Source organism: Vibrio tritonius (genome assembly GCF_001547935.1).
In the GTDB taxonomy this organism is placed as follows: Bacteria; Pseudomonadota; Gammaproteobacteria; order Enterobacterales; family Vibrionaceae; genus Vibrio; species Vibrio tritonius.
Genome location: NZ_AP014636.1, coordinates 367111 through 390566, shown reverse-complemented (window position 1 = coordinate 390566; position 23456 = coordinate 367111). Strand labels below are relative to the sequence as shown.

Genomic DNA, 23456 nt, shown 5'->3' with positions numbered 1-23456 from the left:
AAATAAATTATTGGCAAATATCGTAAATAAATTGGGTCAGTACCTGCTCACAATCGTGCAGTTGGCTTAATGCGACAAACTCATCCGGCTTGTGCGCTTGTTCTATCGACCCCGGGCCACACACCACAACGGGTGCGTTAAGCGCCTGAGAAAACAGCCCGCCCTCAGTGCCAAACGCAACGCGAATAAATTTTGCGTCATCTGCTGACCATTTTTTAAGGCGCTGAATAGCATGGTGACTCGCATCGGTATTTAACCCGGGATAGCGGCTCATGCAGGCAAATTGAATCTCAGCTCGGCTAGCGGGTAACTCTGCACGCACGGCCTCGACAATGTGCTGAGCTTGACTAAAAAGCGTGGTTAACTCTTTATCCAGATCATCTTGAGCTAAGTGACGGATTTCAAAATCGAACTGACAGGACTGAGGAACAATATTGATGGCTTTACCGCCCTCGATTTTACCAACGTGTACCGTCGAATAAGGAATGTCGTACTCATCATCTCTTGCTCCACGCACTTTAAATTGTTGCTGCAGTTCTCTTAACTTGGCGATGAAATCGCAGGCCAGATAAATCGCATTGACCGAGAGCGGCGCTCGAGACGAATGGGCTTCTTCACCGCAGCAGTGAACGCGGTAAGCCGCTTTTCCTTTATGTCCCAATGCGATGTTCATTTCGGTGGGCTCTCCGACAATGCACAATAACGGCTCAACCTTTAGATGCTGCAAATGTAACAGCATATCTTTGACTCCTAGACAGCCAAGCTCTTCATCAAAACTGACCGCCAGATGTACCGGCCTCGCCAATGGCTTGTCGGCTAGAGATAACATCAGGTTAAGCGCGACTGCAATAAACCCTTTCATATCACATGCACCGCGGCCAAAGAGCTTATCTTCCACAAGGGTGGCAGAGAAAGGATCAACACTCCAAGCCTGCCCTTCAACCGGAACCACGTCTGAATGCCCAGACAGCAAAATTCCCGGAATCGTCGGGTCACCCACGGTGGCAAACAAAGCCGCTTTCGCCTGAACCGGATCTTGAATCACCTGCACTTGAATGCCTTTTTCTTCCAATAACTGAGCAATATAGTGAATAAGATCCAGATTGGATTCGGAAGAAACCGTAGGAAAACGGATGAGCTGTTGCAGCAGTTCGACGTTGTTCATTTAAGCAATTCTCTTGGCTGGTTGAGGTAGAAAGCGGTCGATGGCAAAAGGTTCGATATAGGTCGACGTTTTGCCCGTCGTGATAAGTTCCGCCATCACATCCCCAACTGCGGGCCCAAGTTGAAACCCATGCCCACAGAAACCAAAGGCATAGTAAACACCCTCCGTCGTGTGACTTGAGCCAATAATAGGCAATGAATCAGGCAGATAGCTTTCGATTCCACTCCAGCTGCGGATGATATGAATATTACCCAATGTCGGGACGATCCGGTGAAGTTGCTGCATCTGATAAATCATCGCCTGAGGCTCAAAACGCGCGGTACGGCTGTCCATATCAGGCAGAGTGCGATGACATCCGCCAATGATTATATTCCCTCTAGGTATTTGACGGAAATAGATATTCTCTGGTTCACTTGGCGAGGAAACCCCGATGACGGTTTTAAAACGATAAGGCAGTGGCTCGGTTACCGTCATTTGCGGCCCACGGGTAAACAGCGGTACCGACTCACCAAATTGATTGGACAATCGCTCTCCCCAAGCTCCGGCGGTAATCAGCAGTTGTTCACAATAGTAGTGCTCACCGTTTCGTGTTCGCACTTCAAACCCTGATTTGGTCTTTTTCACCTGACTGATTTGGGTTTGCTCATAGACCGTGACACCGGCTTTTGCTGCCGCTCTTGCAAAGGCAGGCGCGGCCAACCTAGGATTGGCATGACCATCTAAAGGCGCATAGGACCCCACCAGCACGTCTGGACCAATATAGGGGAAACGCTTACGCAGCTCTTGTCCGGTTAAAATCTCCAGTTTAAGCTCTGCTGCACGAGGGTCTTTGGCATACGCTTCGTATTGCGCTAAAGTGCGCTCATCATAAGCAATACGCATATGACCACTTGCGATAAATTCTAAATCATCGCCAATCAATTGTGGTAGCTCGCTCCACAAGCGGCGAGCACGATTGGAAAGGTCCAGTTGATCAAGATGACGCCCTTGGCGACGCACATTGCCAAAGTTGACTCCGCTGGCGTATTGACCAATTTTTGCCTGCTCAAACAAACCGACCTTTTTGCCTTTCTGGCCCAAGAAAAAGGCACTGGCAGCGCCCATAAAGCCACCACCAATAACGATGACATCAAACGAATTATGACTCATAAGATCACCTCTTCTTTTCTGTCAACAACCAGAGGTTCATTTAGATAGACATTAACAGGCAAAGGCTTGACTGGAGCTTGTGAGCGTTGACGTCCAACAAAAGCTCCTGTTGATGTTGCCTCAAGACTACGACCATTACGGCTTGCATTAGCAATCAACTGAGCGTTCACATGTGAGCAGTAGCGCCCTTGACAGCGCCCCATTCCCACTCGGGTGAAAGACTTGGAGCGATTCACTTCATCAGCGCCTTTTTGCACCACGCTGTCTCGGATCTCTTTCGCCAAAATCATCTCGCAGCGACAAATGACCGTATTATCCTCAATCTCATCGAGCAAATAGGCCGGCCAAGGAAAGGCTTTCTGTAATCCCATGCCAAAACGGCGCAGTTGAGTCATCTTATGTTGCAGTTTAGGTAAACGCTGCTTTAACTTCTCAGTAAGCTGTTTGGCATCAGTGAGCAAAGCCATCGCAGCCAGTTTACCGGCACACTCAGCAGCATCGGCCCCTAAAATAGCACTACCGTCACCGGCACAATAAACTCCAGCAACCGTGGTTCGTCCGCATTCGTCGGTTTTGGGGAGCCATAATTGGCTAAGCGGTTCATAGATAAATTCACATCCAAGAAGATCAGCCAATTGAGTTTCCGGTTTTAAATGAAAGCCTGTTGCTACCGCATCACAAGCAAAATGCCACACTTTACCCGCAGCATCCTCGACTTCGACTCCAGCAACACCTTGCTCGTCACCTAATATGGTTTTAGGTTTGATGGCATTTTTAAATACCACACCACGCTTTTTCATTTTGGCGATAAAGTACATACCGCTAAGCAACGCCTTAGGTTTTGCCATTAAGCCCAGTAGGCCTTTTAAACGATCAGCGAAAGACGAGGTATCCAATACAGCTTCGACATTTGCCCCAGCCTTCACATATTGGTAAGCCACTAAATACAGCAGTGGACCAGTTCCCATAAACACCACTTGCTTGCCAATCGATAAACCTTGGTGTTTTAGCGCGATTTGCGCTCCCCCTAAGGTATAGCTCCCAGCTTGTTGCCATCCAGCAATCGGAATAACCCTATCAATTGCCCCAGTGCAAAGTACTAAATAGTCGTAGTGGATTTCGATAGGCTTTTCGTCTTGATACGCGTAAACCACCTTATCTTGTACATCCCACACGGAGGTATTGGGATAATAATCAATCTTCGCCTGCAGCGTATCGGCGCAGCGATGAAGTGCTTTAGCCTTTAACGCCTCGGTGCCATATAGCGTGTTATAGTCACGTTTAAAGCCCGGCGGTTGACGCTTATAAATCTGCCCTCCAGACTGAGGTTGTTCATCTAACACAATTGGAGAAAGTCCAGCATCAACCAGCGTTTGCGCACAGCGAATCCCAGCAGGGCCTGCACCTATAATGACAATTCGTGGACGTTCCATACTTCCTCCGGCTGCTTGGTCACAATATCCATATCGGCTTGTACATACGTTGAACAAGAACGTAGTCGTTCTCCTTTACGCGTCCACACCCAACAATCCTGACAAGCGCCCATCAGGCAAAAACCGGCACGATGTTCATGGTCAAACTCATTGGTTCGCAACGCGTCTTGATGAGTCAGTATGACTGCCATTAAGGTATCACCACTTAAAGCTGACACTTGCACACCATCGATTCGTAACGTGATCGGCTCTCGATCCGTTTCAGTTAAGCGTTGAAAGCGATTTTTCATAATTAACATCCTTTGCATTGATGCTGGCAGTCCGTTGCCAACCACTAGGCGATCGCTTTTGCTCAAGGTCCTCCATCAAAGGCAAGAACTCAGGTTTGAGATGGCAAAGTACTTGCCCACCCCCTTTGACAGAACGAATGCTCGGCGCATTGCGATCGCAGATCCCATTGATTTTATGAGGACAGCGTTCTAAAAACGCACAGGTTTCTTGATGATCCGGAACCGAATAAAACGAAGGCGTCGCCAAGTGCTCCGTTGCCAATCTTGGTTCTTCAATCCACGCTTGGCGCATCTGAGGAATCGAGTCGATTAATAATGCGGTATAAGGATGCAATACCCCGGTGCTCAATAGTGCGGTTTTCGCGACTTGAACCTGATGTCCTTGGTACATCACTACTACGTTCTCACACAGCGATTTCACCGTATGAATATCATGACTAATAAAGAGGTAGGCGACGTTTAACTTCTGTTTTAACTCTTTTAGCAGCTCAAGAATGGCTGCGCCGACAACGGTATCTAATGCCGAAGTCACTTCATCACAAATGATCAATTTAGGTTCAGCAGCAAGCGCTCGAGCTAAGTTGATGCGCTGTTTTTGGCCACCTGACAGTGCCGATGGCTTGCGATCAATCAAATCGTGGGGCAATTTCACCAGATCCAACAACTCTTTAATGCGTGACTCTCTAGCTGACCGTTTCATACCAAAATACGCTTTGAGTGGTCGGCCTAGCAGCTGACGAATCGTATGTTTGGGATTAAGCGCCGTATCTGCGCTTTGAAATACCAGCTGTATTTCACGACACTGCTCTTTGCTACGCAGAGAAAATGGACCATTTAGGTCTTGGCCAGCCAGTTTCATTGTACCTAGTGCTGGAGGTAGCAAACCTGCCACCACTTTCGCCAATGTGGTTTTGCCCGACCCAGATTCACCAATGATGCCAACAGCCTGACCTGGATAAAGGGTTAAGTTGATATCATCTAACACTTTGATATCCGGAATACCTTGGCTGCTTTTACGGCCATAACCTGCCACCAGTTTTCGCAATACCAGTAATGGATTTTCTGTATTCTGACCACTTGTAGTCTGAATCGAATTTAACTCATCATGCGCGACCGCAGCGAGAAGCTCTTGAGTGTATGGGTCCTGTGCATGATGAAGAATGCTGTCTGTCGTATTATCCTCGCGAATTTCACCATGATTTAGCACTACGATTTTATCCGCCACTTGAGCTACTACGGCAAGGTCATGAGAGACATACACCGCGGTCACGCCAAGCTGTTTGACCACTCGACGAAAGACTTGCAATACCTCAACTTGAGTTGTCACATCGAGAGCAGTTGTTGGCTCATCCAATATCACCAACTCAGGTTCAGCAATCAAAGCCATGGCCGCCATCACTCGTTGCAACTGCCCACCAGAAACCTCGTGGGGATAGCGCTGACCAATGGTTTCGGGATGGGGTAACGCTAAGTCACGAAACAAAGCCACCGCCCGTCGTTTCAGGTTCACCTTGGTATCAATGCCATGCAGTAGTGCCGATTCGATGACTTGATCCATCAAGCGTTTACTGGGGTTAAACGCCGCAGCCGCACTTTGTGCGATATAAGCAACACGGTTACCGCGCCATTGGCGAAGGGTCGCTTCATCGGCATCCAGTACACTGTCGTTGCCCAACGTCACTTGCCCCCCGCTGATATAACAGCCTGGTTTGGCATACCCCATCAGTGATAGTGCAATGGTAGTTTTACCCGAGCCTGATTCGCCAATTAAGGCGAGCACTTGGCCTTTATCGAGAGTAAAACTCACATCATTGACGATAATCTGTTCTTTTTGTTCTTGTTTTACGCTAATTCGTAAATCTTTTACGGTAAGAAAACGGTCCATGTTGCTACTCCTTAGCGTTCGTTACGTTGACGAGATATCCGGTCAATCACTAGGTTCACTCCCACTGTCAACAAGCCGATAGCGCAAGCAGGAGCCAGTAAAGCCGGCGCGCCTTGGCTCAACCCACCGATATTCTCCCGAACCAGAGAGCCAAGGTCCGCATTAGGTGGTTGAATGCCTAAACCAAGAAAGCTAAGTCCACTCAACAGCAGCACAATAAATACGAATCGCAAACCAAAATCGGCGAGAACTGGATTCAAAATGTTGGGCAAAATTTCACGAATAGCGATGTAGAGACGCCCTTCACCACGAATCATGGCGACTTTGACGTATTCCATCTCATTTTGATTGAGCGCTAAAATGTATGCGATGCGAAATGCTCCAGGGGCATACCCTAAGACAGCCGTCATAATTAACAACGGAACTGAACTACCAAAACCTGCAACAATAACGAGCGCCATCATTTTGCTTGGAATGGAAATCAGCGCATCAATCACGCGCAGGATCACCACTTCTACGGATTTGGGAGAAATGACGGCCAGTAACGCGATTAGCGTGCCAACCATCGAAGAGAGCACTGAAGCAACTAACGCTAAACCGACGGTGTAACGCGTCGCTACCAAAATGCGGCTTAAGTTGTCTCGACCTAGATAATCGGTGCCGAGAAGAAATTGAGAACTTATTGGGCCAAATATCTGATCTGAAACAACCTGCCCAACATTATGTGGCGCCATGGATGGACCAAATATCGCCACCACTAGCCAAAAAAGACACAACACTGAGCTAAAGCTCATCAGTAATTTTTTTATTACGGGCCAGACATTGGACGTGTGAGAGTTGGCGGCAGTTGTGCTCATACTCGACTCCTCAATCTTGGATTAAATAGAATGGAACAGAGATCGGCGATCAAAATTAAACCAAGATAGCCCGTACAGAAAATCATGGTACAGGCCTGCACCAGCGCAATATCTCGGTTGGTGACGGCATCGACCATCAAGCCTGCAATACCCGGGAAATTAAATATGGTTTCGACGATAACCACGCCACCAAATAAATAAGAGAGACTCAATGCCACGGCGTTTGCAATGGGTCCAATCGTGTTAGGTAAAGCATGCACAAAAGCAATTTTTAGCGTGGATAGGCCTTTCAATCTTGCCATCTCAACATAATCGGTGTTGAGTTCATCGACCATCGCCGCTCTTGTCATTCGTGCCATCTGTGCAGTAATAACAAAGCAGAGCGTCATAACAGGTAAGGTATACGCACGCAAAAAGCCCGCTAAACCTTCCCCAGCACCGCCATAAGACAGCGCAGAGAACCAGTGCAGTTTTACGGCAAAGATCAATACCGCAATGGTAGCAATTAAAAACTCAGGTACAGCGACTAATCCAAGAGTAAACAGGTTTAACGCACGGTCGATACGCCCTCCTTGAAAGATTGCAGCGCCAATCCCCAAAGCGAGAGCAAAAGGAACTGAAACTAACGAAGTGACCGCAGCCAGCATTAGTGTGTTACTGAGTCGCCCTGACATCAGTTGACTTACCGGCATATTATTGGTCATTGATTGGCCGAAATCTCCTTGAACAACCTGAAAAAGCCAATGCAGATAGCGCGTTAGCGCAGGTTCGTCCAACCCAAGCGACTGACGTAGCGCCGCCACTTGCTCTGGCATGGCGAATTGCCCCAAGATTTGTTGTGCAGCATCCCCAGGCAAAATATTGGTGATACCAAACACGACAATTGAAACCAAAAAAAGGGTTAATAAAGCACTAAGAACGCGTTGAATAACTAGCTTGAACAGTATCTGGTTCATGACTCTCTCCCTCGATAAATGGTGTGCTATCTTTCAATAGCACACAGAACTAGACACTCAGACGATTACGCATCCATCCATACTTTTTCGGCAAACATGTACCCCATAAATCCACCTAATGGATTGGTTCCGTAGCCTTTGATGCGAGAATCCACCCCATCGATGTTACTGATAAACACAGGAATACCGATGCCACAGTGATCATGAACTAGCGTCTGCATTTCACAGTACATTGCGTTACGTTTACCATCGTCAGTCTCTTTACGAGCATCAACCAGCAGCTTGTCGAACTGGCTATTTCCCCAATGAGATTCATTCCAAGAAGCATGAGTCGCAAAAAATTGAGAAAAAATAATGTCGGCATTTGGGCGTGGGTTAATGTTGCCAAAGCTCAATGGATGCTTGGCCCAATGGTTTGACCAATAGCCATCGGCAGGCTTAACTTGCACATCGATTTTCAGTCCGGCTTTTGCTGCTGATTGTTGCAGTAAAACCGCCATATCCACAGAACCTGTTGCAGCTGATGACGCCACTACTGGAATTTTGGCGTTTGCCAAACCTGCCTTTTGCAATAACGATTTAGCTTTATCTGGATCAAATGTGGTTTGCGGTAATTCTTGGTTAAAGTAACGAGCGCTTGGCGCAATCGGCGTATCATTACCTACTACGGCAAAATCTTGGAAAATGGATTTTTTCACCTGCTCGCGATCAAGCAGTAATTTCATCGCTTCGGTAAATTCAGCGCTCTTACCTGGCATGATATCTTGGCGAATGATCAAGTTGGTGTAATTGCCAGAAGGCGCATTCACATAGTGATGCCCTTGGCTTTGTTCGATGCGTTTGGTTGAACGAGGGTTCACTTCGTTGATGACATGCACCTCTCCAGCCAACAGAGCATTGACTCGCGAAGGTTCATCTGGAATCGCAAACAATTCAATTTCATCTAGATAAGGTAAGCCCGGTTTCCAGTAGCTCTCATTTTTAACTACAACAGTACTCATTCCTGGGACAAAATTTTTCACTTTAAATGGCCCAGTACCAATACCTTTGGAAAAATCGGTTGTGCCATCAGGCACAATCAACATATGAGAAATAGCAAAGATTGAAGGCAATTCAGCATTCGGCCCGTCTAACACAATAGTGACTTCATGTTTGCCTGTAGCGGTGATAGAGGTCATTTGTTTAGCTAGCCCCATCACTTTAGAGGCCACCGCTGGGTCTTTATGGCGGTTTAATGAAAACACCACGTCTTTGGCGGTTAACGGTTGCCCATTGTGGAAAGTAACGTCTTTACGCAACGTAATTGTCCAAGTCGTTGCGCCTTTGTCTTCAATGCTTTCTGCTAACTCCAAATGTGGCACTAAGTGTTCATCAAACTTAGTCAACCCGTTGTAAACCATATATTGACGGGTGTAATCAGTGGATAAGGCGCCCTTAGCCGGATCAAGCGTATCTGCCGTAGAAGAAGAAAGGCTAGCAACACGGATTTTTCCGCCAGGCTTGCCAACGGCAGGCTCACTTGCGCCAGCCGCTAATGCGCGAGCGGGACTTAGCAGTGAGCCTGATGTGGCAGCAAAGACGCCAGCGACACCAAGCGTTTTCAGGATTCGACGTCTAGTCCACCCTGATTGGGTCATCTGTTCATACTGCTCCATGCATTCTTGCCCTGTAATCAACTTTTTATCATCCATGATATAAATCCTTTACGCTGTTGAAGTTAATTTGGAATCGTCAATCCACTGACGATTAGTGGAGATAATCTTGCAATCGATAATAGGCACCAACAAAAGGTAAGAACCAAGGCTTACCAAAATAGCCAGGAATAGCCGACCAAGTTTCATCTCTCCATGGGTTGGCCTCTTCGCGTCCACCGAGCATTTGTGCCAATTGCTGACCCATGTAGACCGACATCTGAACACCGTGACCGCTGTATCCCATCGCATAGAACATGCCGTTATGAGTGCCCGCTTTAGGTAAGCGGTTTTGTGTGATATCGACGAGCCCGCCCCAACAATATTCGGCTTTTACACCGTCTAATGCAGGGAACATGTCGATCATGCTTCGCATCAATATTTCGCCACTGATGGCGTCAGATTCTGGATTACTCATAGCAAAACGAGCACGGCCACCAAACAGAATGCGATCATCGCCCATTACGCGGAAATAGTTACCGATGTTTTTACTGGTGACATAAGAACGTTTATACGGCATCAAACTTTCGATCAGTTTGGGATCCAGTTTTTCTGTCGCGAGCATAAAACTGCCTACTGGAACAATTCGGCGACGATACCAACCTAGAGGGCCTTGTTGACTAATGCCGGTTGCCACGATGACCTGTTTAGCGACTAATGTACCGCGTGGAGTTTCAACCAAGGTTTCCCCGTTTTGTTGGGACATTTTTGTCACCGGAGCATGCTCAAAAAATTTGGCCCCATAACGAATCGCAGCTTCAGCTAAACCGACACCAAATTTACCGACATGTAACTGTAGGGCGTTTCGCTGTAAAAATCCCGCATAGAACTTGTCAGAAGCGATTTCACTTTTCAGTTCATTGGCTTCATAAAAAGCGACATTGGTATCTATTTCTTTTTTAATTAATTCGTAAGTGCGATGAATTTTATCGGCATGCTGAGGCTTAGCTGCCAACTTCAATTTGCCGCTTTCACGATAGTCGCACTCGATGTTCTCTTGCTGAATAAAACGGCGCACGGTATCTACTGCTTCAGAATAAGCGGTGTAATAACGCTTGGCTTTATCCAACCCTAGTGATGCAGCCATCGACGCAAAATCCTGCGCAACACCTGTGCTACATTGTCCGCCGTTTTGTCCGGAAGCTTTCTGCATGATGGCATCAGCTTCTAATAGGGCCACACTGGCCCCTTCTTTAGCTAATGTGTAAGCAGCTGCAATACCAGTCAAACCGCCGCCAATAACAACCACATCATAACGGCCTTCCACCTTGCTGGGCTCACCATGAGTTAAGGTTGGGCCGGTATGAATCCAAAATGATTGATTAAGCATCTTCTCCTACCTCTCATAAGATGACGTTGCGTTAATCGAGGCCGAGAAGGTCTGCGAGCGCATTGATATCAGGAACCTGGTTATAGCGATAGATAGGATCTGCAGGCTGCTCGTGCCCACGAGCAATAAAGGCTTTGTTGGTAATGCCAATGTCATCCGCTGGCATTAGGTCGTAACGAAAACTAGAAGAGACATGCAATACATCTTCTGGATTACAGCCCAAATTATCGAGCATGTATTCAAAAGCACCGAGACGAGGTTTGTAGAATTTGGCTTGTTCAGCGGTAAACACTTTATGAAATGGTGCGCCTAACATTTCCACGTTACTCATGATTTGGCTATCACTCGCATTTGAGTAAATCACCAATGGAAATTCTTTGGCTAAACGTGCCAAGCCAGATGGAACATCGGCATGAGGCCCCCAAGTTGGCACGGCATCATAGTAACTTTGGCCTTCAGCATCGTTATAAGCGATGCCCCAACGGCGACAGGTTCTTTCCAATGCACTTTTTATCACCTGATCATAAGGTTGCCATGCTCCCAATACCTCATCTAAGCGGTAACTACCAAAGTCTTTAACAAACTGGTTCATCTGTTCAGGCAAGATACGATCTTTAAAAATTTCTCGGGTCATCGCAGCCATACCAAAATTAGTCAATGTGCCATAGCAATCAAAGGTAATGAATTTAGGGCGTTTAATGCTCATAGTGTTTCCTTCCTTAAAACGTTACGTCGCGTCCTAATGACAAACTGAGTTCACTCTTTGTCATCTTCTAAATTCATTTCACCACAGGTGTAGCAGCAGAAGACGTTTAATTAGCCGAGCAAGAAGTAGAAACCATGCGTTTTTGAAAACCGAACAGCAGTTAATACGGTTCGCTATGATTCCTGACCGTTATAACGGTCAGAAATTAGATAAAAATTAAACATAACCATCTGAATTATATTTATTTTTTAATTTTGATGAAAAAATTGGCTCAACCGAGACGGAAGTAGAATCTACCGCAGTACGTCCTTTTGTAGTCAAAACAGGCTCAATCACCTTGATAATCAAACTATGTGAATCATCAAAACAATTGTGCTTCCCTCAAATTGTAAGAAAATGTTATTGTTACAATATAACATAACAAATCAAACCAATCTTAGACCTGACCATGATTCGTTTTACAGCTTCGAGTGATAAAAACTATCGCTCTTTATTAACTCGCTCTGGCGTTACCCGCGTGGCATTAATGCTGGTACTTTTAGCGCTGCTTTGGGGCGCCATTTTCTGGGCGGTTAAACTACCATGATTACCTTACATAACCTCACGGTTGGCTATCAGGGTAAACCGCTTATTAAACCGATTTCTGGACAGTTTGAGTCCGGGAGCCTAACGGCCATCATGGGAGCCAATGGCGCAGGTAAATCAACCCTATTAAAAACCTTATGTGGATTATTACCACCGATTTCTGGCGACCTCGCTTTAAGTCGCCCACGCAAAGAACTGCTCTCATGGTTACCACAACAAAGTGACATCGACCGCACCTTCCCAATCACAGTATCGGATGTGGTTGCGATGGGATGTTGGCCACACAAAGGCATTTTAAGTTCGATTAAGCGTGATGACATGGCAAAAATTGCCAACGCGATGGAACATGTCGGCATTATCGATCTGGCTAACTACACCATCAACCAGCTTTCTGGCGGTCAGTTCCAACGCATGCTGTTTGCCCGCCTTCTGGTGCAAGGCTCGCCTGTGATGATGATGGATGAGCCTTTTACCGGCATTGATAGCCAAACTCAAGAGACACTCCTCAATCTGATTTGCGAGCTGCATCAACAAGGGAAAACCATTATCACCGTGCTGCATAACCCAGCCATTGTGGAGTCCTATTTCCCCCAGACACTGCTGATCAACGAACAGTGTTCTCACTGGGGCAAGACCCAGGATGTGTTAAACAGCTGTGACATTTATAACCAGTCGGTTCGTATGGAACTGAGCTTCGGTTAAGGAAAAAAGATGACTTATCACGTAATCGATGCCTTTATTCAATTTGGCTTTATGCGCCGCTCTTTAGTCGCGTGTCTGGCTCTATCTCTTAGCCTGACTCCACTTGGTGTATTTTTGTTACTGCGCCGTATGAGTCTTATCGGTGATGCCCTTTCCCATGCGGTATTGCCCGGTGTTGCGATTGGTTATCTGTGCGCTGGCATGTCTTTGCTTGCCATGGGATTAGGCGGTTTTGTTGCCGGCCTACTCGTGGCAATGAGTTCAAGCTGGATCAGTAATGCCACTAGGCTGCATGAAGATTCTACCTTCGCGGGTCTCTACCTAGGTTCACTCGCACTTGGCGTAACACTGGTCTCTTTGCGCAGTTCCGGTGTTGATCTTCTGCACCTGCTGTTTGGTTCGTTATTGGCTGTCGATAATCAGTCGCTGCTTTTTATCGGAGTAATCGCGACCATCACGATTCTCGTATTGGCCTTTTTCTATCGCGCCATTGTATTTGAATCGTTTAATGCAGCCTTTTTCCAAGCACGCTCTAAGCGTTTTCCAACCTTAGTTCATGCGATGTTTATGGCACTGGTCGTGATGAACTTAGTGGCTGGATTTCAGATCCTTGGCACCTTGATGACCGTTGGATTAATGATGCTGCCAGCCATCACAGCTCGCTGTTGGACCAACCATTTGCCTTCAACTATGGCGATTGCTGCTATTACAGGCATGGTGAGTTCATTTATTGGCCTTACATGGTCTTGGTATCAATCGGTACCGGCTGGGCCAGCCATCGTTTTAACTGCAACCATCTGCTTTTTGCTCTCGATTGCCTTTGGCAAAGAAAAAGGCATTTTTCCGATTTATCGCAAGCAACAACACTAACTGAATACTTTTTTATAAGGAATTTATATGAAACTTTGGCATACCACTGCGCTATCTATCGCAATCGCTCTTAGTCCTTCCGTATTTGCTAACACAGTGAATACCGTAGCGAGCTTCTCGGTTCTAGGTGACATTGTGAAACAAGTCGGTGGTGAACACGTAAAAGTCAGCGAACTGGTTGGTCCCAATGGCGACCCACACACGTTCGAACCATCACCTAAAGACAGCGTACTGATCAACAAAGCCGACGTGGTGTTTATTAGCGGTTTAGGTCTAGAAGGTTGGATGGATCGCTTGGTAACCGCTTCAGGCTACAAGGGTGACGTAGTGACAGCTTCAACAGACGTTAAAACTCGTTCTATGGTGGAAGATGGCGAAACCATTACTGACCCACACGCGTGGAACAGTGCAGCCAATGGTGTCATTTACGCGCGTAACGTAATGAACGCATTGATTAAAGCTGACCCTGCGGATGCGAAATACTTCCAAACTCAAGGCCAAGCTTACATTCAGAAACTAGAAAAACTGGATAGCTGGGCAAAAGGCAAATTCGCGGGTGTCGCTAACGACAAACGTAAAGTGATGACCAGTCATGATGCATTTGGCTATTTTGGCCAAGAGTATGGCGTGCAATTTCTTGCACCTGTAGGCTTCTCAACCGAAGCAGAAGCCAGTGCAGCAGATGTCGGTAAACTGATTAACCAAATCAAGCAAGAGCATATCCACACTTACTTTATCGAAAACCAAACTGACCCACGTCTAGTTAAACAAATTGCGGCAGCAACCGGCGCAAAATCAGGTGGCGAACTTTATCCTGAAGCATTAACCGACGCGAACGGCGAAGCACCAACTTACGCAAAAGCATTCGAGCACAACGTGGATGTTATTTATAACAGTATGAAGTAATCATTAAATTTATTACTATCGAAAATAAACAAGGCCTGAATATTCAGGCCTTGTTTATACCCAAGTAACCTCAAGATGCGGTTTCAGCGAGAATGTATTCGCTCATAGGCAAGGCACCGATTTGAATACATAGTTATATTTAAATACATAGTATTCTACGTAGAAAATCGGTAACGCAGCATAGGAGCTCATCAACAAGCCCATTTCTGCGCCCAATGACGTTGAAAGGGAATGACCATTCCTGCCGTCATTGAGCTTGACCTGTGCTCGTTGATGAAGCTCTGAAGTCTGCATCTTGAGGTCATTTGGGTATATTGAAAGAGAGAGGATTAATCCGATGGGGAAAGACGCCCCATTTCCTCTGCAATCAGTTCTAGGATTTTATCCTTTATTGCTTCACTGTTCTTTGCATCGTATACGTTACCTTGGCCGACACATTGTTGCATAACTGGGTAATCTGACGCGGCATAACCGAAACCGATGGCAAACATTTTCGAAACTACATGTTCGTTTGACTGTGTACTATCGTTATATACCAATTTTTCATTAAGTTTAGATATTATGACTGAACATAATTTCCCTTTATAAATCAGAGCAGATGATATATTATCATCCGCTTTAAAATAGTTACTATCCTGTCCATCGGATAATAAAATTATCAGTTTTCTCTGATTATCACCATCATAGGCTAAACGAGCACCACTTATTAATCCTGTATAAGAGGCTGTTCCACCCTTGGCATAAAACTGACTTATTTCACGTTTAAACTTACTAAAATCATCTGTTAATGGTATTTCACGAAATCTCGCGTTAACTATATCTTGCCCCCAAGAGTTATTTTCTATTATTTGTTTTTCTGTCCAATAATCATAAGCATCATAATCAAAAATTTGGGAAACAGTTGCATTTACATCTATATTTCTTCCATTTTCATAAGAATCAAAACACCAGCCTTGTTGCCTAAATTGATTCTGATATGCTTTTTTACATATAAGATAATTATAATATTTCAAATCATTACTATCAAAAGTATACTTTTTGGTGAAAAAGTTAAAACCGGTAAAAGCGAGTTCACTTTTTAAATTTGAATGCTGATTATAATCATTTAGGGTATCTGCTACCTCTTTCATTACTTCTATTAGCTGTTGCTCTTTATTTTTATTCTCACCAGGTAGGCGATCTTGCATCGACCCAGAAAAATCGGCCACTAAAATAACATCTACAGCCTGTGATTGATATTTTCTTGCTTGAGAATAACCACCGACATTGAGCCCATCCCCCATACTGGTAGCTATTGTATCATTCGAAAACCAATTTTTTTGTTCAATATTAGTAGAAACCGTATACTCGAAATATTGTTCTGTGGCAGAAGTAATTTTTTCGCAATCCTGATTCTGAGAACATGGAATATTTTGTGTTTCCATTCGTATGATATCGGAATGAGGGAAATAATACCGAATGTAACGACTTGCCAAAGCATCTCTAGATCCTTGTGAAGATTCACTTTGCCCAGCAATCGCTAATGCAGCAGCTTCTGACGCTTCTTCTAACCTAGCTTTGCTCTGTAATGCTCTTGCTCCATCAGTTCCCAAAATAAAAACACCAAAAAGTAATGGAATCATTAGAGCAAAAAGCAACGCAGCGTGGCCTGATTGGTCTCGCCTATTTCTATTTATCATTATATCAACCAACTGAATTTATAGAGTATTTTGATAGAAAATCGTTCGTACACTACTATATCGTATTAAGGTTTTGCGTATATCCAATAACAAGATCTGACATAATAATGACACACACTTACATAGATTTACATTGGTAATTTAACAATAAGGAATTCGCTAAATGGCAGGACAATAAAAAAGGCTTAACGTAAATGTTAAGCCTTTTTTATTATTTTAAATAAATATTCTTTATTACATTAAATCTTCTAACACAATTTCAACACGACGATTAAGTGCACGACCTTGAACAGTACTATTGGCAGCGATTGGCTGGCTTTCCCCTCTGCTACTTGTTGTCAACGACACGTCTTTACTCTGACTCGATACAAGTTTAACCACAGATTGTGCACGTTTTTCACCCAAGCTTTGGTTATAAGCACCTGAGCCGATTGAGTCTGTATGACCAACAACGGATACGTTAGGTGTATGCGCCAATGTAGTCACTAAACGAGTAAGAATCGCCTTATCAACACCAGACAATGACTTGCTGTTAAACTCAAAATGGAAACGAGCGATACTCTGACCTTTTTGCCAATAACCTTGACTCAAAAAGTAACTCAAGCAATCCGTTGGCACTTGATCAGGTTTCACTTGGCTAAGTAGCCAATCTTGATCTGGGTTTGCGGTTATTGCTGCCGTTTGTAAACTATCGCCAGGGTACATCACCAATTTTTTTGCCGTGCCACCCGTCATTTGATAACCCTGCGTATTGCCATCCTTATTGCACAAATAAGAATACAAATCAGACTCTTGGGCCAAACAGCTTGCAGAAATAACACTTGCCACCAAAGAAATTATTAATTGTTTTTTCATAAAATTATCCTAATTTGTCTCATCTGATGGCGTTAACCGCCCCATCTCTTCTGCAATTAATTCCAAAATTTTGTCTTTGATCTCATCACTATCATTTGAGTCATAAACGTTATTCGTTCCAACACAATTTGTCATGCCAGGGTTCTGACTCGCTTGATATCCAAATCCGATTGCAAATATTCGAGACTTAACCGATTCTTCAACCTCATGACCTTCACTGTCGGTAACAGTCGTGGTTTGGGTATTCAGTGTATCTGTAATATTGTCACAGAGACCATCAGAAACTAACTTCGTTGTAACATCTTCATGTGTATTATTACCATCCGACAAAATGATAATTAAACGTCGTGAATTAGTTCCTTTATTTGCAATTTGAGCCCCTCTAATCAAGCCTGTATAAAATGCCGTTGAACCTTGAGGATAAAAATCATTAATGGTGTCACTAAGCTCAGAAACATCTGATGTTAAACCCAAGTTGTAATATCTAAAATGATGATAACCACTGTATGATTCTTCTGTAAACATCTTATATGCCTCTGATTTTACATTATTGTTATTTTCGGGCTTTAATGTTTCATATGTTGCATCAGTAATACTATATTTCAATTGAATAATATTCGTAGGTAAGTAGGCACTTTCATCGAAAATATTTGCCGCGCTTACAGACTGTAAATAATCAATATTTCCTAAATCGTTCGATGAAGCTCCGCACCAACCATCATTAGCAGGATGTGAGCTATTTTTCGCTCCAGTGCACATGAGATAGGTGTAATAGGGAAACCCACTATATGTAGAACCATTTTTACTAATACTTGTTGAGTACTCACCATAGGTATAATATCCAAAACCAACAAACGCCATGGTGTTTTTTTGTGTTCCAGTATGTTCGTTGTATTCGTTAATCGTATCAGCAACATCTGAAATTATCGATTTTAAATCCGTCACTTTGGAATTTACACTAGTGCCTGTACTTTGTAACATCGAGGATGAAAAATCCGATACTAAGATAATATCGACCGTTTGCGACTGATATTTACGTGCAGATGAATAACCACCAACATCGGTAGAATCGCCAAAACTGGTTGATATAGTATCCTTAGAAAACCAATTCGGCTCAGCTATGGTTGCAGAAACGGTATACTCATAAAAGCGATTAACTGCATCATCCTTGGTATTGCAGGCTGAATTTTCAGAGCATGGGATATCTTCGGTAGTGATATCTTCCATCTCAGCAAATGGGAAATAGTATTGAATGTAATTGGTCGCCATTTCATCATGAGCAGCCTGAGTTGATCCACTTTGCCCCGCTACGGCTAGCACCGCGGCTTCAGAGGCCTCTTCTAAACGAGCTTTGGCTTGTAATGCTCTTGCCCCATCAGTACCAAAAATAAAAACGCCAAATAATAGCGGGATCATCATGGCAAAAAGTATTGCTGCATGTCCTGATTGCTTATTGCGATGACTTATCATGTTATCGTCCTACCGCTGCAGAGCGTACTGATATCTTCGAATAATCACCGCCCATAACAGAACCAAACCAATTGGGTGATGCATAACATAGTGTCACCTGATAAAAGGTAGCTGACCGCCCCCAAGAGGTTTGGAAAATAAGTTCTTTGTCTGGCTTAGATGATTGACAAGAAATATTACTGCCTTCCTGAGACCATGAACCTAGGCTATCTATCCCATCGCCAGTACCATAATTAGTTCTTGTGTATGCATCTAAAACAAAGCCAAATTTGCTTTCATCAAAACTTGACATGGTCCTTTTTAGTGAGTCAACGGTAATGGTATAAGCATTCTCTGCTTCCGTATCATCGATACTATATTCGTCCTCACCAAATAACTGGGTACGCTCTTTTACAATATTAACGATTGAATAAGAGAGTCGCTCTAATTTCCCTTTAATACTGAGTTTTATAATAATGTCACCACTAAATACCAGTAATAACGCAAAGAATACACCAACAATGGCAAACTCCACCGTAAAGTTACCTTTGCTTTTACTACAGTTCGAATTTTTCACGTTGATATTCCTGGATGACTATGGCTTCACGAGAAAACAGAGTGTTACTATCGAGAAAATAATTAAAAATAGGTTTTGCATCATATTGAAGACGATAAATAGCGATAGCCGCATTTGATGCATCACCGCAGGTAGTGCTATTCGATTCACTGGTATCCGTCACTTCACATGTATCATCTTCATCAACTAATCTTTCATAACTTGCAACGTAACGAATGCTGTAACTAAAATCATCGGAATCAACGACATAGCGCCATAAACTGTCACTTTTATCTATCACAGATTCAAAATCAGCCAAAAAGACATCATTAGCACTCGACCATTCAGAAGAAACTCTCTTACTGTGTAACGCAACTTGTGAAATGGCTAAATCACCAATAGCAGACACATAAGATAGAAAACTCATCTCGACCCAAGCGGCGCACATTAACCAAAAAAAGAAAAAGCCCATCGCAAATTCAATTGCCGCAACGCCTTTTTGTTTTTTGATAGACTTATTTCGATAGTGGCGTTTCATTAGTATCACCATTATCTAAAGTGGAATTGGACAATAGAGAGCTCATATTCACCAGCTGAACCTGCTGCAATTGAGCAAATAACTCATCTTTTTTTATTCTATCGGATTGTCGAATCAAGTCATTAAAAGCCGCTTTGTCTCCTAGCTTGGCATACACCAACGCTAGATTAGAACGCACTTTCTTCTGGGGGGCACTTTTGTCTTCAACAAGCTGAATTAGAAGGTACTTTGCCGTTGCAAAATCCCCTTCAAGCATGGCAATAAGGGCAAGGTTATTTTTCACCTTTTTGTCATCCCCCATGGCTGTACGCGACGCCAAGAACCATTTTTTAGCGGTAGGAAAATCACCTTGGTAGCTTGCCAGTACACCAAGTAAATTCATCACCTCTGCATTACTGGCTTCTTGCTTGTTGGCTCGTTCCAAATAGCGTTTGGCTTGCTGAAAGTCTCCCTGATTAAGATATGCACGACCAGCAAGAATATTAACCTCAACCGTTGCCTTACTCGCTTCATCTAATAGCGGTTCAAGATAAAAAATGGCCGAGGAATAATCGTTAACCCGTTCATAAGCATTCACGAGCTTTATTCGCGTTTTACTATCTTCATCATCTTTGAGTTGTTTTTTATAGAACTCAATCAACTTGGGGTAGTTCCCAGTGCTAATAAACACTTTCTCGTTGGTCTCATCCGAGAGATGAGTCCCTTTGTCTTGCAAAGAAGTACACCCAGACAAAACCAGAGCTAAAAAAAGGTAAGATGTTAATTTATAGACCATTTTGCATTAACCTCATGATCCCAGGCCCGGCAATTAAAATCACGATTGGAACCATAATAAAAATGATGAGTGGAATAGACATCTTTGAGGACAACTGACCTATTTTTTCTTCCACATGAAGCAGTTGGACTTCGCGAATATCAGCGCTTAACGTTGTTAATACGGAATAGATAGAGGAACCATATTGCAAACTTTGGTTAAGCGTCATAACAAAACTGCGAATTTCGTTACTCGGGATACGTTCATATAATTCAGATAGCGCTTGCTCTAATCCTACAAGACGTGCACGTTCATCCACTTTCTTCAACATATGACTTAAATCTTTGTCGAAAGCACCAAACTCTAAGGACAAGTAGCTAACAGCAGCTTCTATCGTCATACCGGTTTGGACACAAACCGCCAGCAGATCTAGCATGTAGGGCATCTTTGCAGAAATCACTTTCTGGAGTTCTTTCTTACGTTTTGCCATATACATATCAGGACCGAGTAGCAACACTAAGACCCAAATACCTAGAATCATAATGATCTGTTTTTGGGTAAAATCAAACCAGTAGTAGCCAGCAGCAACGAATGCTACACCCAATAACAACAGACCATATTTCACTACAGAATAATATTTAGCCCAAGATGTGTCATAAATCCCTGCGGCTAAAAATTTTTTCTCTATTTCTTCTTGGCTATTAGAAAATACTCGGTCAAAAAAATCTGCAACTTTGGCTAATTCATTATCGTCATGTTGAGGAATGTCGAGATTAAAGCGAGTCAGCTTTTTTTGTCGACGACTCTTACCCACCACAAACAATAATGAGCCAATCCCAAAACTTAGCAGTAAAAAAGATAAAACCATCGTTATATTCATAGCAATCTACTTAACGCTCTTCATTAATGACCAAACGATGCCAATACCAATCGCTTCGCTAATAATGACGTAATAAAGAATGACTCGACCAGAAGCATTGAACATGACGAATTCATAGTTTTCAGGATTCAAGAATTGCAGCATAAATAGAAAAATAAATGGTATAGCAGCAACAATTTTTGCAGAGGTACGAGCTTCTGAGGTCAAAGCGAATTTTTTCTTTTCGACCGCTCTAGCATTAAACATCGTTCGGTTTAAACGATGCATAATTTCCTTTAATTGCCCGCCTCGCTGCATATTGGCTCGTAGCGTGATAACAAAGAAATAAAAAGACGGGTATGGATAACGCCGACACGACTTACGAAAAACCTCATCAGGTGTTTCTCCAAGTTGTAATCTTCGCCCCATTAGGTTGAACTCTTTACCAATATCACCTTCGAGTTTATCGCCAACATACAAGATCGCATGCATAATACTTTCACCGGAAGAAACGGCACTGGTCATCATATTGAGTGCATCAGGAAACTGCTCTTCAAATAACTTACGTTCACGGTTTTGCATCCAACGGTAGAAGAAAACAAAGCCTAACAACATAAAAATCGGCACAAATAACGTGTTATCTGCACGAAGATAGGTACGGTTAAAAATAATCGCACCAAAGAACAGCCCTGCAAATACCAGCAATAGTTTAAGCTCAGGTTTCGCTCCGAGTTGCTTTTTAAAGTTCTCCCAACGTTGTTTCACGCTTTCAGAAAACGAGCGTTCTAAAAGAGATGCAAGGTCAACCGCTTGTTGGTTGGTTACTAGAGAATGAACAAACTCTGTCTTATTAAATTCATTAAGATAGGAGTGACGTGAACGATGCAATTTACGTTGGTTGAGCACAACATAGATAATAGTTCCGACACCTAGTAGCATAATAAGAAGATAAATAATCATGCCGGCTCTCCAGCTCTAAAAGCCGCCATCAGTTGATCTTCTAGACCAAAAAACTTCGCTTTTTCAACTAGCACAGAACGCTGCATCAAACCCGCAGTAATGAAATTGCCTCGTACCTTGCCATCCTCGCTCGCCTGGTAAGAGGGTTGAAAGCGAAATATCTCTTCCATTACCACGTTACTGCCTTCTAAACCGACGACTTCCGTAATGCTCATTACCTTACGCGAACCATCATGCAAACGAGAAATTTGGATGATCAAATCAACTGCACTCACAATCGTGCGACGAATCGCCTCAAGAGGAAGGTTATTATTCGCCATCATTACCATAGATTCCACACGGGCCATTGCATCACGTGGAGTATTGGCGTGCAATGTTGACATCGAACCATCATGACCCGTGTTCATGGCTTGGAGCATTTCAAATGCCTCTGGGCCACGACATTCGCCGACAATGATGCGGTCAGGACGCATACGCAACGAGTTGATCACTAAGTCACGCTGGTTGATCAAACCAGTATTTTCAATCCCTGCCGTTCGAGTTTCTAAACGCACAACATGCGGCTGCTGCATTTTTAGCTCTGCAGCATCTTCTATGGTAATAATGCGTTCTTTCTCAGAAATATACTCTGATAACGCATTCAACATGGTCGTTTTACCAGAACCTGTACCACCAGAGATCAAAATATTGAGTCGGCAACGCGCAGCGATCATCAGTAATTGAGCCATTTCTGGGCTCATAGCGCCAAATTCACATAGCTTTTGCAGATCAATACTGTGCTTTTTAAACTTACGAATTGATATCGAAGTTCCATCAATAGAAATTGGCGGAATAACGATATTAACACGACTACCATCAACTAAGCGCGCATCACACGTCGGACTGGATTCATCAACTCGACGACCTACGCGGCTAGCGATTCGCTTGGCAATCGCTAGCAGTTGGTTTTCATCAATAAAACTGATCGGCGCTTTTTCGACTAAACCATTACGCTCAATAAATACCGCATCCGAACCATTGACCATAATATCGGTGATCGATTCATCATCCATTAAACGTTGTAGCGGCCCTAATCCGACCAATTCATCGGTTAAACTATCAACAAACTGGTGTCTAACAACGTTAGACACTGGAACATCTTCGTTTTCCAGCAAAAGATTCACAGCGCTTTCGAGCTGTGACTGCAATTGAGGCCGCTCGATGCTACCGATCATTGTCGGATCAAGTGCATCAAATATTTGCTTACGTAGTTTGACGTAAAGATCTTTAGTTCCAATCATG

The 23456-nt window shown here is 43.8% G+C and carries 24 protein-coding genes; 4 read left to right on the top strand and 20 right to left on the bottom strand.

Translation table 11 applies throughout. The features are described from left to right. Positions 1-7 precede the first annotated feature (7 nt). The 10 genes from argE to JCM16456_RS16880 all read right to left on the bottom strand — a co-directional run bounded on the left by argE (position 8) and on the right by JCM16456_RS16880 (position 11462). A complete protein-coding gene (gene argE, locus JCM16456_RS16925; protein ID WP_068716696.1) occupies positions 8-1165 on the bottom strand; it encodes an acetylornithine deacetylase in 1158 nt (385 codons plus the stop codon). Continuing rightward, a complete protein-coding gene (locus JCM16456_RS16920) occupies positions 1166-2314 on the bottom strand; it encodes an NAD(P)/FAD-dependent oxidoreductase (protein WP_068716694.1) in 1149 nt (382 codons plus the stop codon). Next, complete coding sequence (locus tag JCM16456_RS16915; protein ID WP_068716692.1) at positions 2311-3747, bottom strand: FAD/NAD(P)-dependent oxidoreductase; 1437 nt, start codon at positions 3745-3747, stop codon at positions 2311-2313. Before JCM16456_RS16915 ends, JCM16456_RS16920 begins: the two co-directional genes overlap by 4 nt. Next, the gene (locus JCM16456_RS16910; RefSeq protein WP_068716690.1) at positions 3720-4037 is read right to left on the bottom strand and encodes a (2Fe-2S)-binding protein; all 318 of its coding nucleotides are present in this window, start codon (positions 4035-4037) and stop codon (positions 3720-3722) included. The genes JCM16456_RS16915 and JCM16456_RS16910 overlap by 28 nt, the downstream gene beginning before the upstream one ends. After that, positions 4009-5922, bottom strand: coding sequence for an ABC transporter ATP-binding protein (locus tag JCM16456_RS16905; RefSeq protein ID WP_082712352.1), 1914 nt, complete (start codon positions 5920-5922; stop codon positions 4009-4011). Before JCM16456_RS16905 ends, JCM16456_RS16910 begins: the two co-directional genes overlap by 29 nt. An 11-nt stretch (positions 5923-5933) precedes the next feature. Further along, positions 5934-6779 carry an ABC transporter permease gene (locus JCM16456_RS16900; protein ID WP_082712351.1) on the bottom strand — a complete coding sequence of 282 codons (846 nt, stop codon included), beginning with the start codon at positions 6777-6779 and terminating at the stop codon, positions 5934-5936. Next, positions 6776-7735: an ABC transporter permease gene (locus JCM16456_RS16895; protein ID WP_068716688.1), complete on the bottom strand. Its 960-nt coding sequence runs from the start codon at positions 7733-7735 to the stop codon at positions 6776-6778. The genes JCM16456_RS16900 and JCM16456_RS16895 overlap by 4 nt, the downstream gene beginning before the upstream one ends. A 65-nt stretch (positions 7736-7800) precedes the next feature. Then, entirely contained in the window at positions 7801-9426 is a 1626-nt protein-coding gene (locus JCM16456_RS16890) for an ABC transporter substrate-binding protein (RefSeq protein WP_068716686.1), read from the bottom strand. A 55-nt stretch (positions 9427-9481) separates the two neighbouring features. Then, the gene (locus tag JCM16456_RS16885; protein ID WP_068716683.1) at positions 9482-10756 is read right to left on the bottom strand and encodes an NAD(P)/FAD-dependent oxidoreductase; all 1275 of its coding nucleotides are present in this window, start codon (positions 10754-10756) and stop codon (positions 9482-9484) included. Positions 10757-10787: 31 nt separating this feature from the next. Further along, on the bottom strand, positions 10788-11462 hold the full coding sequence (locus tag JCM16456_RS16880; RefSeq protein WP_068716682.1) for a haloacid dehalogenase type II: 675 nt from the start codon (positions 11460-11462) through the stop codon (positions 10788-10790). A 448-nt stretch (positions 11463-11910) separates the two neighbouring features. Between JCM16456_RS16880 and JCM16456_RS24055 the strand changes: the two genes are divergently transcribed. From JCM16456_RS24055 to JCM16456_RS16865, 4 genes are read left to right on the top strand one after another with little or no spacing between them, the layout of a single operon-like run. Further along, the gene (locus JCM16456_RS24055) at positions 11911-12048 is read left to right on the top strand and encodes a hypothetical protein (protein ID WP_169795773.1); all 138 of its coding nucleotides are present in this window, start codon (positions 11911-11913) and stop codon (positions 12046-12048) included. Continuing rightward, complete coding sequence (locus JCM16456_RS16875) at positions 12045-12749, top strand: metal ABC transporter ATP-binding protein (protein ID WP_068716680.1); 705 nt, start codon at positions 12045-12047, stop codon at positions 12747-12749. The genes JCM16456_RS24055 and JCM16456_RS16875 overlap by 4 nt, the downstream gene beginning before the upstream one ends. A 9-nt stretch (positions 12750-12758) precedes the next feature. Then, positions 12759-13619 carry a metal ABC transporter permease gene (locus JCM16456_RS16870; protein ID WP_068716678.1) on the top strand — a complete coding sequence of 287 codons (861 nt, stop codon included), beginning with the start codon at positions 12759-12761 and terminating at the stop codon, positions 13617-13619. Positions 13620-13646: 27 nt separating this feature from the next. Next, positions 13647-14525, top strand: a complete 879-nt coding sequence (locus tag JCM16456_RS16865) for a metal ABC transporter substrate-binding protein (protein WP_068716676.1) — start codon at positions 13647-13649, stop codon at positions 14523-14525. Between the two features lie 102 nt (positions 14526-14627). Here the strand turns inward: JCM16456_RS16865 and JCM16456_RS23810 are convergent, their stop codons facing one another. The 10 genes from JCM16456_RS23810 to JCM16456_RS16820 form a co-directional block, all read right to left on the bottom strand. Further along, positions 14628-14819 (bottom strand): hypothetical protein, encoded by a 192-nt coding sequence (locus JCM16456_RS23810; RefSeq protein ID WP_156430585.1) that lies wholly within the window; start codon positions 14817-14819, stop codon positions 14628-14630. Between the two features lie 35 nt (positions 14820-14854). Beyond that, positions 14855-16204, bottom strand: coding sequence for a TadE/TadG family type IV pilus assembly protein (locus JCM16456_RS16860; RefSeq protein WP_068716674.1), 1350 nt, complete (start codon positions 16202-16204; stop codon positions 14855-14857). A gap of 234 nt (positions 16205-16438) precedes the next feature. Beyond that, entirely contained in the window at positions 16439-17059 is a 621-nt protein-coding gene (locus JCM16456_RS16855) for an OmpA family protein (protein ID WP_068716672.1), read from the bottom strand. 9 nt (positions 17060-17068) lie between these two features. Next, entirely contained in the window at positions 17069-18529 is a 1461-nt protein-coding gene (locus JCM16456_RS16850) for a TadE/TadG family type IV pilus assembly protein (RefSeq protein WP_068716670.1), read from the bottom strand. Between the two features lies 1 nt (position 18530). Next, complete coding sequence (gene tadF / locus JCM16456_RS16845; RefSeq protein ID WP_068716668.1) at positions 18531-19085, bottom strand: tight adherence pilus pseudopilin TadF; 555 nt, start codon at positions 19083-19085, stop codon at positions 18531-18533. Next, positions 19066-19602, bottom strand: coding sequence for a TadE/TadG family type IV pilus assembly protein (locus JCM16456_RS16840; RefSeq protein WP_068716666.1), 537 nt, complete (start codon positions 19600-19602; stop codon positions 19066-19068). Before JCM16456_RS16840 ends, tadF begins: the two co-directional genes overlap by 20 nt. After that, complete coding sequence (locus tag JCM16456_RS16835) at positions 19580-20377, bottom strand: tetratricopeptide repeat protein (RefSeq protein ID WP_068716664.1); 798 nt, start codon at positions 20375-20377, stop codon at positions 19580-19582. Before JCM16456_RS16835 ends, JCM16456_RS16840 begins: the two co-directional genes overlap by 23 nt. Continuing rightward, complete coding sequence (locus tag JCM16456_RS16830; protein WP_068716662.1) at positions 20367-21236, bottom strand: type II secretion system F family protein; 870 nt, start codon at positions 21234-21236, stop codon at positions 20367-20369. Before JCM16456_RS16830 ends, JCM16456_RS16835 begins: the two co-directional genes overlap by 11 nt. A 6-nt stretch (positions 21237-21242) precedes the next feature. Beyond that, positions 21243-22172 (bottom strand): type II secretion system F family protein, encoded by a 930-nt coding sequence (locus JCM16456_RS16825; protein ID WP_068719001.1) that lies wholly within the window; start codon positions 22170-22172, stop codon positions 21243-21245. After that, complete coding sequence (locus JCM16456_RS16820) at positions 22172-23455, bottom strand: CpaF family protein (RefSeq protein WP_068716660.1); 1284 nt, start codon at positions 23453-23455, stop codon at positions 22172-22174. Before JCM16456_RS16820 ends, JCM16456_RS16825 begins: the two co-directional genes overlap by 1 nt. Position 23456: the final 1 nt, after the last annotated feature.